12 protein-coding genes are annotated in these 12728 nt (G+C 73.5%); 3 read left to right on the plus strand and 9 right to left on the minus strand.

Annotated features, from left to right (window positions below; translation table 11 throughout):
- A partial coding sequence (locus FREUN1FDRAFT_RS35045) for a response regulator transcription factor (RefSeq protein ID WP_006545126.1) occupies positions 1-475 on the minus strand: 475 nt, incomplete at its 3' end.
- 348 nt (positions 476-823) lie between these two features.
- Between FREUN1FDRAFT_RS35045 and FREUN1FDRAFT_RS35050 the strand changes: the two genes are divergently transcribed.
- Positions 824-1861 carry a nitroreductase family protein gene (locus tag FREUN1FDRAFT_RS35050; protein WP_006545127.1) on the plus strand — a complete coding sequence of 346 codons (1038 nt, stop codon included), beginning with the start codon at positions 824-826 and terminating at the stop codon, positions 1859-1861.
- A 65-nt stretch (positions 1862-1926) separates the two neighbouring features.
- Here FREUN1FDRAFT_RS35050 and FREUN1FDRAFT_RS35055 read toward each other — a convergent pair whose 3' ends face one another.
- From FREUN1FDRAFT_RS35055 to FREUN1FDRAFT_RS35065, 3 genes are all read right to left on the minus strand, one after another.
- Positions 1927-2424 (minus strand): SsgA family sporulation/cell division regulator, encoded by a 498-nt coding sequence (locus FREUN1FDRAFT_RS35055; RefSeq protein WP_232295559.1) that lies wholly within the window; start codon positions 2422-2424, stop codon positions 1927-1929.
- Positions 2425-2566: 142 nt separating this feature from the next.
- Positions 2567-3238 (minus strand): superoxide dismutase family protein, encoded by a 672-nt coding sequence (locus FREUN1FDRAFT_RS35060; RefSeq protein ID WP_006545129.1) that lies wholly within the window; start codon positions 3236-3238, stop codon positions 2567-2569.
- 194 nt (positions 3239-3432) lie between these two features.
- A complete protein-coding gene (locus FREUN1FDRAFT_RS35065) occupies positions 3433-4299 on the minus strand; it encodes a helix-turn-helix transcriptional regulator (RefSeq protein ID WP_006545130.1) in 867 nt (288 codons plus the stop codon).
- A gap of 259 nt (positions 4300-4558) precedes the next feature.
- Here FREUN1FDRAFT_RS35065 and FREUN1FDRAFT_RS35070 point away from each other — a divergent pair, with 259 nt between their 5' ends.
- Entirely contained in the window at positions 4559-5452 is an 894-nt protein-coding gene (locus FREUN1FDRAFT_RS35070; RefSeq protein WP_006545131.1) for an ABC transporter ATP-binding protein, read from the plus strand.
- Here the strand turns inward: FREUN1FDRAFT_RS35070 and FREUN1FDRAFT_RS35075 are convergent.
- Positions 5416-7191 carry an NAD(P)/FAD-dependent oxidoreductase gene (locus FREUN1FDRAFT_RS35075; RefSeq protein WP_006545132.1) on the minus strand — a complete coding sequence of 592 codons (1776 nt, stop codon included), beginning with the start codon at positions 7189-7191 and terminating at the stop codon, positions 5416-5418. The genes FREUN1FDRAFT_RS35070 and FREUN1FDRAFT_RS35075 overlap by 37 nt on opposite strands.
- Positions 7192-7267: 76 nt before the next feature.
- The gene (locus FREUN1FDRAFT_RS35080; protein ID WP_006545133.1) at positions 7268-8806 is read right to left on the minus strand and encodes an FUSC family protein; all 1539 of its coding nucleotides are present in this window, start codon (positions 8804-8806) and stop codon (positions 7268-7270) included.
- Between the two features lie 109 nt (positions 8807-8915).
- On the opposite strand from FREUN1FDRAFT_RS35080, the gene FREUN1FDRAFT_RS35085 reads away from it, so the two are divergent.
- Positions 8916-9473 carry a MarR family winged helix-turn-helix transcriptional regulator gene (locus FREUN1FDRAFT_RS35085; RefSeq protein WP_006545134.1) on the plus strand — a complete coding sequence of 186 codons (558 nt, stop codon included), beginning with the start codon at positions 8916-8918 and terminating at the stop codon, positions 9471-9473.
- A gap of 27 nt (positions 9474-9500) precedes the next feature.
- On the opposite strand, the gene FREUN1FDRAFT_RS35090 is transcribed toward FREUN1FDRAFT_RS35085, so the two are convergent.
- The 3 genes from FREUN1FDRAFT_RS35090 to FREUN1FDRAFT_RS35105 all read right to left on the minus strand — a co-directional run.
- On the minus strand, positions 9501-10883 hold the full coding sequence (locus tag FREUN1FDRAFT_RS35090; RefSeq protein WP_006545135.1) for an FAD-dependent oxidoreductase: 1383 nt from the start codon (positions 10881-10883) through the stop codon (positions 9501-9503).
- 412 nt (positions 10884-11295) lie between these two features.
- On the minus strand, positions 11296-11823 hold the full coding sequence (locus FREUN1FDRAFT_RS35095; RefSeq protein ID WP_006545136.1) for a TetR/AcrR family transcriptional regulator: 528 nt from the start codon (positions 11821-11823) through the stop codon (positions 11296-11298).
- Positions 11824-12282: 459 nt separating this feature from the next.
- A partial coding sequence (locus tag FREUN1FDRAFT_RS35105) for a zinc-binding dehydrogenase (protein WP_157475749.1) occupies positions 12283-12728 on the minus strand: 446 nt, incomplete at its 5' end.

Consider the following 12728-nt stretch of genomic DNA (forward strand, 5'->3'; position numbering starts at 1 on the left):
GCTGGTTCAGCGTCGCCATCGCCGGATCCTCGTGCGGCCCGTCCCGCAGCCGCTCCAACACCCGACGCGTCACCGACGGAGCCAGCAACGACTGACCCGACGCCACCGTCCGGATCGCACCCACCAGGTCGTTGCCCCGGATCTCCTTCAGCACATACCCCGCCGCACCAGCCATGATCGCGGAGAACAGCGCCTCGTCATCGTCATACGACGTCAGAATCAGACACGCCACCCCCGGCAACGCCGACCGGATCTCCCGGCACACGTCGATGCCACTGCCGTCAGGCAACCGCCCGTCCAGCACCGCCACATGCGGATGCAACGCCGGAATACGCCGCAGCGCCTCCGCCGCCAGCCCGGCCTCACCGACGACCTCGATATCGTCATGCCGGGCGAGCGTCTGACGCAGACCATTCCGCACGATCTCGTGGTCATCGAGAACGAACACCCGGATCTTCTCCATGACCGCGACCATACGGGCGCCGCGGGCCCTTCGCCCATGTCACCTCGACCGCGGCGGGCGGGACCTGTGGCCCGCGGTGGGGGCGGGCCGTCCCGGTTCCCGGCGCGACGTGCGGCCGTGCCGGCCGAACTGGTGTTCCGCGCCGGCGGGCGGCCACGGCCGCTTCGCGCGGCGACCGGGCCGGGCGCCGCGGCCCGGTCGGACGTGACGGAAACGTCGACGCTCGGCCCATCCACACAGGCACGATTGTCCTGCCTGTACCCCTTCACCCGGCCTGGTGCCGAATACGGTGGATGTTGTCCGCGCCGCGGACGGCGCGCTCGGTTCGTGCCACCGGGCGGCGAGGGGAGGCGGGCGATCATGGAGTCGGGGACCGCGGGAATCGGCCGCGAGGTGGCCGTGGAGGTCGTGACAACGGCCTCGCTCGCTCCGTCCATCCACAACACCCAGCCGTGGCGCTGGCGCCTGGCCGCAGGCCGGCTCACCCTGGCGCCCGACGTCGGACGGCGCCTGCCGGTCCTGGACCCCGACGGGCGCCAACTGGTGGTGAGCTGCGGTGCGGCCCTGCTGCACGCGCGCCTGGCCTGTCGGGTGCTCGGGTTGGAACCGGTGGTGGAGCTGTTGCCCGGTTCCGCCGGCAGCCCCGGCCCGGAGCCCGCGCTGCGCGACGACCTGGTGCTCGCCACGCTGGTCGTCCGCGGGCGGCATGCGCCGACGGACACCGACCGGCTGCTGTTCTCCGCCGCCGGCGCGCGCCACACCGACCGCCGGCCGTTCTCCGACCAGCCCCTCGAGCCGGCCCTGCTGGAACAGCTGCGCCGCGCCGCCGAGGCGGAGGGCGCGTGGCTCATGCCACTGGCCCACTCCGACCAGCGGCTCGGCGCCGCGGTGGTGGCCGCGCGGGCGGACTGGGCCGAGCAGACCGACCCCGCCTACCGCGCCGAGCTGGCCGCGTGGCGACGCGCCGACGGCCCAGCGCGCGACGGCGTGCCCACGGACGTCGCCGCCACCCACCATCCCTTCCGTGCCAGTGACTTCCCCCTGCGCGACTTCGACACAACGGGTACACCGGGCGCGGCGGGGACGGCGGGCGGGCCGCCGCCCACCGAGAACCCGACGGTCATCGTGCTCGGCACGGACGCGGACCAGACCGAGGACCGGCTGCGCGCCGGCCAGGCACTGGCCCGGGTCCTGCTCACCGTCACCGCCGCCGGTGCCGCGGCCTCGCCGCTGGGGCAGCCGGTGGACAGCGACGGCTACCGCTCGGTCATCGAACGGATGCTGAGCATCACCGGGCACATCCAGATGATCCTGCGGGTGGGCTATCCCCGCCGCGATGCCGCCGCCTCCACGCTGACCCCACGGCGCCCACTCGGCGAGATCCTCGTCATCGACTGATCGCGCCGCCGGACCGCCGCCGACCGCCCGACCGCCCGACCGCCCGGCGGCCCAGTCGGGTCGGGTCAGCCGCAGCCGAGAGCGGCCAGCCCCAGATCGAGATCAAGATCGATCATGGCGGCCTCCGCCGCCACGGGGACCAGGGTGTAGGTCCGTTGGATGAAGGCGCTCACCCGGGTCGCCGACACCTCGAGCGCGGCCCTCCCGCCGGGGCAGGGCACCGACACCGACAACAGACGTCGCCCACCGCGCACGACCGGCTCGACACGGGCCCCGTCCGCGACGGACGGCCCATCGGGCCCAGCCAGGCCGGCCAGTTCGTCGGGTTCGTCGCGGCCGGCCAGGCCGGCCGGTCCAGCCGGGCCGGCCCGCCGGTCGTCGTCGACGACGAACAGCGCCCGGGCGAAGGTCGCCATGGCCAGGCGCGGCTCGTCGACCTGGGCCCGCACGGTGATCGCGACCGGGTCCAGCGGATCGAAGCCCAGTGAGACCAGCGCGGGAACCCGCTTCCCGGCGTCGGTCAGGTAGGTGGCGTTGACGTCCAACGTCACGACGTTGGACACGATCGGACGGCTCCACATTGAGATCCTCCCCACCCTCGGTGTCGTACCTCACGGTGTCACCGAGGGCGGGCGGAGATCACCCTGCCTTGGTCCGGCCGGCGGGGAGACCAAGGACCACCGCAGGATCGCCACAGCGACGGCGTCAGGACTTCGCGAGCACGCCGCAGGCGATGCGGTCACCGGCGTCACCGGTCGCGTTGGTCTTCTCGTCCGGGCCGGGGGACGGCGCGCCGCTGGCCTGGTACCGGTCCGGAATGTGGGCCAGGTTGTCCGGCTCGGCGTGCACGATCAGCGCGACCCCGCCCTTACGCAGGTCATCGAGGGTGAACCGGTCGCTCTGTGTGATGATCTCGGCGGTGCCGTCCTTGTCCACGAGCAACGGCGGCAGATCGCCGGCGTGCTCGCCGTGATGCGTCCCGCCCGGGTTGTAGTGGGCGCCCGCGGTGCTGAACGCCCCGCCGGGGGCCTTCGGGTCACAGATCGGCTTCTGGTGGATGTGGAACCCGTGGTAGCCGCCCGGGGTGAGGCCGTGGAACCGCCCCTCGACCCGCACCGCGCCGGCGGCGGGGGTCAGCCTCACCACGCCGACCACCGCCCCGCCGACGTCGCGCAGCACGACGTCGACGGATCCGGCGGCGGCCCCACCGCTGGTGGGCTGCGCCGAGCCGGTGACCCCCGTCGTGGGTGTCACGGAGGTGGTGGGTGTCGCCGCGGAGGCCTGATCGTCGTCGGCGCCGCAGCCGCTCATCACCAGCGTCAGCCCGGCGGCCGCGAGGGCGGCGGCGAGGGCGGTACGGGTCGGTAGACGTCGCAAGGCGGCCTCCAGGCAGCACATGTGGTCCGGCCAGACGCCGCCGCGCCGGCCAGCACCGCGATGTACCGCTGCGCTGCGCAGGCCGGACGTGGCGTCGGTCCGGATGAGGGCGCCCCCAGCCTACGGAGCGGACCCGTTCGGTGCCATTGCGTGATGCCCCGTTGTCCGCAGCCCGACACCGCGGCGGGACGGGCTCAGCGCTCGAGGCGCGCGCTCAGCCGGGCGAGGTGGTCCGAGGTGCGCTCCGGGGTGACGCTGTCGACGCCGATCCGGTTCATCAGTTCCTCGTAGCGGTCGACGTCCTCGGGCCGGTCGAGGTGGGTGGCGCCGGTCAGGTGCTCGAGATGGACCACATCGGGCACCTCGGGTTCGAGGAAGCGCAGGATCGTGAAGGCACCGGCCGCCGAGACGTGCCCGCCGTAGGCCGCGGGCAGGATCTGGATGACGATGTTCGGCGCCGCCGCCAGCTCCGCCAGGTGCGCCAGCTGGGCCCGCAGGACCGCGGTGGAGCCGATCCGCGGGCGCAGCGCGGCCTCGTCCACGACGGCCCACAGCTTCGGCGGGTCCGGCCGGGTCAGCAGGCGCTGCCGGGCCATCCGCATCGCGACGGCACGGTCGACGACCTCCTCGGTCAGCGACCCCCGGCTGCTGGTCTGGAGCACGACGGCGCGGGCGTAGTCCGCGGTCTGCAGCAGGTCCGGAACCAGGTGCAGGTGGTAGGTCCGGATCAGCGCCGCGGCGGCCTCCAGCCCCAGGTAGGGCTCCGCCCACGGGGACACGACGTCGGCGAAGCCACGCCACCAGCCCGGCCGGTTCGACTCCCTGGCCAGCGCGAGGATCGGGGCACGGTCGGCCTCGGCGACCACGCCGTACAGGGTGAGCAGGTCGGCCACGTCGCGTTCCTTGAAACCGACCCGCCCCAGCTCCATGCGGCTGATCTTCGAGTCGGAGGCACGGATCTGGTAGCCCGCCTTCTCCCGGGTGATTCCGGTGCCCTCACGAAGGCGGCGCAGGCGGGCCCCCAACATGATGCGGTTCACGATGGGTTCGCCGTCGAGCACGCTGTCCTCCTAGCCGTGGACCCTCCCCGCGCGACGGGCTCCCGGCGCCCGGTTACGGACCCGACGGACCGTCCACGTTCAATCCCTGGGCAATTTTTTCACAGGTGGCGCACAGCCCGACGGTCGGCGGGTCAGAAGGCTCGCTAGACTTGGCGCGCCGCGGCTTTACCGCTTCTTCTGCTTTCCGTCAAATGCACTGGTCGGGTGAGGTCGAGCCGATGATTTCTCTCCAGAGCGCGGCAGCCGCGAGGCGGCGCCCATGAGGTCGCGATTTCGGCCGGGCCCGCCGCGGGCATCCCGGCGGCCCGCGGTGGGCCTCGCCCCCGCCGGCACCGCGCTGGCCTTCGAGCACGTCGGCATGACCTTCCCGGACGGATCCGAGGTGCTGCGCGACATCTCCCTGACCGTCGGCGCCCACGACATCGTGGCGCTGGTCGGCGCCTCCGGCTCGGGCAAGTCGACCCTGCTGCGCATCGCCGCCGGGCTGGCACCGCCGACATCCGGCACGGTCTGCGCCGGGCCGGGCTCCCCCGCCCTCATCTTCCAGGATCCGACGCTGCTGCCCTGGCGGACCGTCGCCGGCAATGTCGGCCTGTTCGCCGAGCTCGACGGTGTTCCGCGCGCGCAGCGGGCCGGCCTGGTCGCGGACGCGCTCGCGCTCACCGGTCTGAGCGGCTATGAACGCCATCGCCCGCGGGCCCTTTCCGGCGGCATGCGCATGCGAGTCTCCCTCGCCCGCGCGCTGACAGCCCGGCCGGCACTGTTCCTGCTGGACGAACCGTTCGGCGCGCTGGATGAGATAACCCGCCAGCGTCTCGGCGACGAGCTGGTTCGGCTGCATCTGCGCGAGGGTTTCGCGGGGCTTTTCGTCACTCATTCGGTCGTCGAGGCCGTCGCGTTGGCCCGGCGCGTCGGAGTGCTCTCCGCCCGGTCTGGACGCCTGCTCGCCGAGGTCGAGATTCCGTTCGACTATCCGCGCACGGAGACACTCCGGTATGACGCCGCCTTCGGGCGGGTCGCACGCACCGTTTCCGAGGCGCTGAAGGACTCCTTCTCTGACCACCATCCGAGCACCGCCGGCCCGCCGGTCACTCCCGGCCGGCCGGCCGCCGAGGATCAGCCGGGTTCTGCCGACCTGGCCGGCATCGAGTAGAGCATCCGGTGGGTGGCGGCAAGCGCCCGCCGACGGGCGGCACCGGTCGGTCCGGCGGCGCCCAGCGCCACCCGCGCGGCCATCGCCCCGGGGCCACCGTGCACCCCGCCCCCCGGATGCGCCGACATCGACGCCAGATAGAGCCCGGGCACCGGGGTCTCCGGCCGGCCGAGCCCCGGCACCGGCCGGAACACCAGCTGCTGGTGCAGGGCGGCGGTGCCCCCGCCCAGCGCGCCGCCGTGCAGCACCCGGTCCATCGACTCCAGCCGCGCCGGGGACTGCACGTCCCGGCCCAGGACCAGCGCCGTGAAACCGGGAGCGTACGCCTCGATCCGGCGCTCCAGCCGCTCGAGCAGCACCGCGACGTCGTGCTCGTCCGGGCGGCCGGTGACCGCTCCGGTGGCTGGCAGACGCGCGCCCGCGGTGCCGGCATGCCCGCGCGGGCGCTGCGGGAGGTGGAAGTAGGCCCAGGCGCTCTCGGTTCCCGCCGGCGACCGGCTCGGATCGGCGGTGGTCATCTGGCCCAGGACGACGAAGGGTTGGGCTGGCACCAGGTCCCGCGCCAGCTCCGCGGCCAGCACCGTCAGATCGTCCATCGTGCCGCCGAGGTGAACGGTGCCCGCGCGCGCCACCCGCGGATCCGACCACGGGATCGGGCCCGCCAACGCCCAGTTGACCTTGAACGTCGCGGAGTCCCAGTGGAAGCGGTCCAGGTCGGCGAAAAGTCGGGGCGGCAGGTGCTCGGGTGCGACCAGGCGGCGGTAGAGGGAGACCGCGTCGACGTCCGCGATCACCGCGCGCCGGGCCGGCAGCACCGTCCCGTCCGCGAGCCGCACGCCGTCGGCCCGGCCGGCCCGGACCGTCACCGCGTCGACCCCCGTCCCCGTGCGCAGCTCGCCACCCCGGGCACGCAGCCGGCGGACGAGCGCCGCGGCCAGGTTCCCGGCGCCGCCCTCGGGTACCGGGAAACCGACGTCCTGGCCGAGCATCGCCAGCAGCCACCCGATCAGCGCCGAGCCGGCGGCCTCCGGGGCGAGGTCGGTGTGCAGGGCGCAGCCTGCCAGCAGCAGGCCCGCTCCGTCGCCGGCGAACTCCTCGGCGGCGAACCGGCGGACCGGGAGCACCCCGAACCGGGCGAACCGAAGGGCGTCCGCGGCGCCCAGCGCGCGCAGCAGCCGGGCGCCCGCCCGCACCGGCGGGAACGGGGTGGCGAGCAGGGCGTCCAGCAGCGGCGCGCGGACCCGCCGCCACAGCGCGACCTGCTCCTGCCAGGCGTCGGCATCGCCGGGGGCGAAGTCGGCGAGCGAGGCACAGGTCTCGCCGAGGTCGGTCGACAGCTGCGCGCACCGGCCGTCCGGCAGCGGATGGGCCAGCACCGTCGGGGCATGCCGCCAGCGCAGGCCGTGCTCACCCAGCGCGAGGCCGCGCAGCACCGGCGAGGCGGCGGCGAACGGGTGGAAGGCGCTGAACAGGTCAATGCCGAACGACAGGTCCGTGCTGGACGGCCCGTCGACGCCGGGTACGGTCAGCCGCGCCGAGCGGCAGGCCCCGCCCGGCTCGGCCTGGGCCTCGCACACCACGACGTCCCAGCCGGCGTCCACCAGCAGATTGGCCGCGACCAGGCCGTTCACACCCGCTCCGATCACCACGGCGTCGGCGCCGGCTCCCGCCGCACGCCGTGACCGCCCCTGCCACTGCCGCCTCGCCGCCGGTGCCCCCGCCGTGTCCCCGGTGCCCATGGGGCGATCCTTTCGCACCGGCCTGTCCGCCGGGTGCGTCTGCCGGCGCGAGCGGCGGCGCCCGGCCGGCGGCGGGTCAGCGGCAGGCAGCTGCGACGTGTTGCTCCAGTTGTTCCAGGCCCCGGCGGACGGCCGGGTCCGCCAGCGCCTGCGGGTGGGCGCGCCCCAGCTCCGTGAGCGCCCGCACCGGAGCCTGGCAGCGCACCAGTGCGTCGATCGTGTCCGCGGCGTGGGCCTGGTGCTCGCCCGTGCCGGCGCCGCCGCCGGTGGGCCAGGTGGTCAGGTCGCGGACGGCCTGGGCGGGGATCCGGTCGGCGAGCCGGCCGAGGGCACGGTGCGCCTCCACGGGCGGTGCGACGTCCAGCAGGTCACGCAGGGCGCGTTCGAAGCAGTCCCGTCGCCGGGTGAGCAGCTCCGGCACCAGCTCCGGCTCGGAGCGGCCCGCCGCGACCACCCCGGCGAGTGCGGTCAGCGACCGGGTGGTGCGAACCCGCACGACGTCCCTGGTCCGCAGCGGCAGGACGAACCACGAGACCACCGCCGCGAGCGCGGCGCCGAGCAGGATGCCGCCGAGCCGTTCCACCAGTTCCTCGGGGCCGCCCGTGCCCTGGTAGTCGTACAGCAGCGCCAGCATCGCCGTCACCCCCGCGGCCCACAGCGCGTAGTGCAGCGGGCGCAGCCAGGTCGCGATGCCCAGCACGACGAACAGCGCCACCACCGCCCCGGTGCCCCCGGCCGGCAGCAGACCCGCGCAGGCGGCGACCAGCACGGTGCCCGCCGCCCCACCGACGACCCGCGCGACACCCTTGTGCAGGACATCCCCGCGGGCTCTGGTGCCGCTGCACACGATGTACGTGCTGATCACCACCCACGGCCAGTGCTGCGGATACGCCAGTCCGCCGAGTACGAACGCGGCCGCCAGTGCCAGGGTGAGCTGGACGGCCATCCGGGTCGTCGGCGCCAGTCGCCACCCGCGCAGCCGGCCGACCCTGCCACGCCCATGCACCCGAACGCGCTGATGCGGCGGCACGCTCGCCGCCGGCCGGGCCGCGGCGGAAACGCGGCGGGGCAGCACCCCGGTGCTCTCACCGAACAGCAGGCACAGGTGGGTCGCGGCGATCGCGATGAAGGCTGTCACCGCGAACCAGCCGAGCGGGTCACCTCCCGGACTCGCCGGCACGGCGACGATGAGAACCAGCAGCGACGTCGGCAGGACGAGGGCACCGAGGCGAGCGGCCAGCGGGCCGAAGCGGCGAACCCACACCGCCGCACCGGTCATGAGGACGTACAGCGCGTCGCCCACCGGCGGCGCGGTGCTCATCAGCCGGCCGACCTCACCCGTGCCCACTGCGAACAGCGGCACGACGAGCAGCCCGACCGCGCGGTGACGGGGTCCGGCTGACCGCTCCCCGCGCCAGAGCAGTACGGTCAGAGCGACCGTGGCGACCACGGCCTGCGCGTGCAGCCCCGCTGCCCCGCGCAGCGCCGTGGCGCAGCCGAGGCCGGCCAGCACGGCAGCCATGGACAGTACGGCCGAACGCAGCTCCACCAGCCCCGGGTCGAGGCCTCCCGATCCCCCGATCCGGCGCCAGATATTACGTAGGACGTAGAACATCAGGCAGCACTTCTTTGCCGCAAGCGTGATTCGCCCCCAGCTTCATGAGCCCACCCTCGGACGCTCACCAGGCGGACTCGACATGATTCCTAAGTGATAGCGTACGACTGTGCGAGGCGAAATCGGGAGCCATGAGATCGAGATCGCAGCCGACGTGCGGCGCGGAGTCGCCCGGCTGACCCGTCGGCTGCGGGCCGAGCGCGCCGCCGGGGCACTGAGCGTGAACAAGATCATGGTGCTCGGGCATCTCTACCGGGAGGGCCCGTCCACCCCGGGCGAGGTCGCCGCCGCGGAAGGTCAGCAGCCGCAGTCACTGACCAGGGTGTTCGCCGACCTCGAGCGGGACGGGCTGCTGACCCGACGCCGCTCCGAGCAGGACCGGCGGGAGTCGGTGCTCGAGATCACTCCCGCCGGGCGGGAGGAGATGGAGCGGGACATGGCCGAGCGCGACGCCTGGCTCGCGGCCACCGTGGCCGGTCTCACCGAGGCGGAGGCCGACCTGCTGGGGGTCGCCGGCCGGCTCCTGAGCCGCATCGCCTCGGCGCCGTCGACAGCGTCGGCGGGGGCGGGGGCGGGCTCGGGGGCGCCGGCCCCGACGCCGGCGGTGCGGCCCGACGCCGGCGATGGTCCCGCGCTGGCCCCGGGCACGGCGTCGTCGTCACCGTGACCGGGGCCCGGCCCACCGCGGCGCGGATCAGGCGATGCGGCGCTCGAGGGCGACGTCCAGCAGCTCCTCGGTGAGGACGAGCTTGACCCGCGGCCGGCCCGCCGGCTCACCGGAGGAGCGCTCGGCGGCGTCGATCAGCCGCCAGCCGGCCTCGGTGACCAGGTGCGGCTGCCGACCGCGCAGCCAGGTGTCGATCTCGGCGATCGGGTCGGTCGCGGCGGTGCGGTCGTGGCGGCGGACCGAGCCGTCGGCGATGTCGGCGAGCAGCCGCCCGACCGTCTCCGACGCGCACTTCTTGTTCGTGCCGATGATCCCCGTCGGCCCGCGCTTGATCCAGCCGGCGACGTACTCGCGCTCCACGCCGTCCACGCGCCCGTTGACGTTCGGGATCACGCCGCGGCGATCGTCGAAGGGCAGGCCCGGGATCGACCGGCCCTTGTAGCCGACCGCGCGCAGGACCAGGCTGGTCGCGACGGTCTCGCGCTCGCCGGTGTCGACGGCGCTGACCCAGCCGTCCTCGTCGGTCTTCAGCGCGTTGAGGCCGAAGACGATCTCCTCGACGCGGCCGTCGCCGCGGATCTCCAGCGGGGTGCGCTGGAACCGCAGGGCGACCCGGCGCGCGCCGGCCGGCAGCGGGTTGTGCGCATAGTCGCGCATCACGGTCAGGTTGCGCTTGACCAGCCGGGACAGCGCCTCCTCGCCGGGCTGCTCGGCGACCTCGGCCGGGTCGATGTCGACGCCGGACTCGGTGTACTCGGGCAGCTCCTTGAGCTCGGCGGTGGTGAAGGCCGCCTGCGCCGCACCCCGGCGCCCCACGACCATGACCTCCTTGAGCGCGCAGTGGCGCAGCGCCTCGAGCGCGTGGTCGGCGATGTCGGTGCGGGCGAGGCGCTCGTGCGGCGAGCACAGGATGCGGGCGACGTCGAGTGCGACGTTGCCGGCTCCGATGACCACACCGCGCTCACCGCTGAGGTCGAAGTTCAGGTGCGCGTAGTCGGGGTGCCCGTTGTACCAGCCGACGAAGTCGACCGCGGACTCGCTGCCCGGCAGGTCCTCACCGGGAATTCCCAGCCGCCGGTCGGTCTGCGCGCCCACCGCGTAGAGGACGGCGTCGTAGCGCTCGGTCAGCTCCTCGCGGGTGACGTCCTTGCCGATGTCCACATTGCCGAAGAAGCGGAAGTTCTCGTGCGCGGCGATCGCCGCGTACACGCCGGACACCGCCTTGATCTTCGGATGGTCCGGCGCGACTCCGGAGCGCACCAGGCCCCAGGGCGTCGCCAGCCGCTCGTACATGTCCACCCGCACCGGCACGTCGTTCTGATCCAGCAACGACGCCGCCGCGTAGAACCCGGACGGACCGGATCCGACGACTGCGACAGCCAGCGGTACGGTCGCGTTTCCCTGGGTCATGCAGTCCACTCCTTCAACCGATATCCCGCCGCACGCCATCCGCGCCGGCGGGGCCGGGGTTTCGCCGCGCGATCGGGTGCCGCCCGGGGTTCTCCCAGCGGCGACCTCGCGGGGCGTTGGGAGTGCGGTCGGGCCTTGGGCATCCTCGCCCGCACCCTGAGCTCCGTCACCGCACCTGCCGGCCACCCTCCACGCAACGTAGAGAAGGCGGGTTCGCCGTGCAACAACTTCGATACGGCAATGGCGTCACCGACGATGAACCCGGGTCTCCCAGCAACCAGAACGCCATTCCCGTTGCCGGAATTCCGAAATGCCCAGATCATTGGTTCGGCGTGACCGGGATCTCCGCGCCTCTGGCGCGTCGCCGGAACACGGCGTCACCGGGACGCGGCGTCGCCGCGCCCCGCGGGTGTCAGCTGCGGGCCGCGCCCAGTGCCATCGCGTGCAGCATCGCGGCCATCTGGAGCCGGTCCAGGTCGTGCGCGCTGTGCGGCGTCGAGTTGATCAGACCGAACAGCGCGTGCGCGCGGGCCCGGGCGGTCGGCGCGTCCAGCTCGGGCCGGGCGTCGCGCAGGACCTCGACCCACTGCTCGGTGTAGGCGCGTTGCAGTCTGCGCACCTCGCGGGCGGCCTCGCCCGGCAGGCTCCACAGATCACGGTCGTGGATGACGATCAGCTCGGGATGGTCGAGGGCGAAGTCGACATGCCCGCGGACGAGACGGTCCAGGGTGTCGGCCCCGCTGCCGCCGGCCGCCCGGGCGGCGTGCGCGCCGTCGAGCAGATGCCTGCTGATACCGACCAGAAGCTCCACCAGCATCGCGTCCTTGCTGGGGAAGTGCCGGTAGATGCCCGGACCGCTGATGCCGACGGCCGCACCGATCTGCTCGATCCCGACACCGCGGAAGCCGCGCTCGGCGAACAGGTGCGCGGCCGCGGACAACAGTTCCTCACGGCGGCCCGAACGCGCGCCGGGCCGCCGGGCCGCGGAGGACACGCTCCCGGCCGAAGCGGCAGCGCTGGCTGAGGCAGTGCCACGAGAGGCAGTGCCACTGGACGAACTCGTGCCCCCGCGTGACGCGGCGCCCCGGGGCCTCGTGCTCCTGATGGGTGGACGCTCGCCCGGCGCAGATGGGGCTGTTTCTGCTGACACCGGAACAGTCCTCCTCGACCCGCAGGCTATCAGCCCGCACCCGCCCACGGACACCCCGAACGCCACCGCCGATCTTCGTCGGGCCGGAGCCCGTGGCGGAATCCCGAGCTTCGGGCTTCCGGAGTCGCCGCCGCTTCTGCGCAAGAAGTGAGGATTTCGGCTACGACGACAACCGAAATCCTCACTTCTTGCGGATCGCAGGCGTGGTCGCGCCATTTACACCTGTTGGCGCGAATTGCCGGCGCTGTCCTACACGCCGCGGAAGCGGTTGATTGCCGTCAGGTGCCGAGCCCGGGTCTGCTCGTCACGAACGCCCAGCCCCTCCTCCGGTGCCAGACACAACACCCCGACCTTGCCCTGATGCGCGTTGCGATGCACATCGAACGCCGCCTGCCCCGTCTCCTCCAACGGATACACCTTCGACAACGTCGGATGGATCAACCCCCGCGCCACCAACCGGTTCGCCTCCCACGCCTCCCGATAGTTCGCGAAATGCGACCCCACGATGCTCTTCAGACTCATCCACAGATACCGGTTGTCGTACTCGTGCATGAACCCACTCGTCGACGCGCACGTCACGATCGTCCCGCCCTTACGCGTCACGAACACCGACGCCCCGAACGTCTCCCGACCGGGATGCTCGAACACGATGTCCGGATCCTCCCCACCCGTCACGCTCCCGGATCCGCGCCCCC

Origin of the sequence: Parafrankia sp. EUN1f, from assembly GCF_000177675.1 — a bacterium.
GTDB lineage: Bacteria > Actinomycetota > Actinomycetes > Frankiales > Frankiaceae > Parafrankia.

What these genes read in the sequence shown, in the direction of transcription:
- FREUN1FDRAFT_RS35090 (WP_006545135.1), bottom strand. Translation starts at nt 10,883, where the DNA reads ATGACCCAGGGAAACGCGACCGTACCGCTGGCTGTCGCAGTCGTCGGA.
- FREUN1FDRAFT_RS35075 (WP_006545132.1), bottom strand. Translation starts at nt 7,191, where the DNA reads ATGGGCACCGGGGACACGGCGGGGGCACCGGCGGCGAGGCGGCAGTGG.
- FREUN1FDRAFT_RS35070 (WP_006545131.1), top strand. Translation starts at nt 4,559, where the DNA reads ATGAGGTCGCGATTTCGGCCGGGCCCGCCGCGGGCATCCCGGCGGCCC.
- FREUN1FDRAFT_RS35050 (WP_006545127.1), top strand. Translation starts at nt 824, where the DNA reads ATGGAGTCGGGGACCGCGGGAATCGGCCGCGAGGTGGCCGTGGAGGTC.
- FREUN1FDRAFT_RS35080 (WP_006545133.1), bottom strand. Translation starts at nt 8,806, where the DNA reads ATGTTCTACGTCCTACGTAATATCTGGCGCCGGATCGGGGGATCGGGA.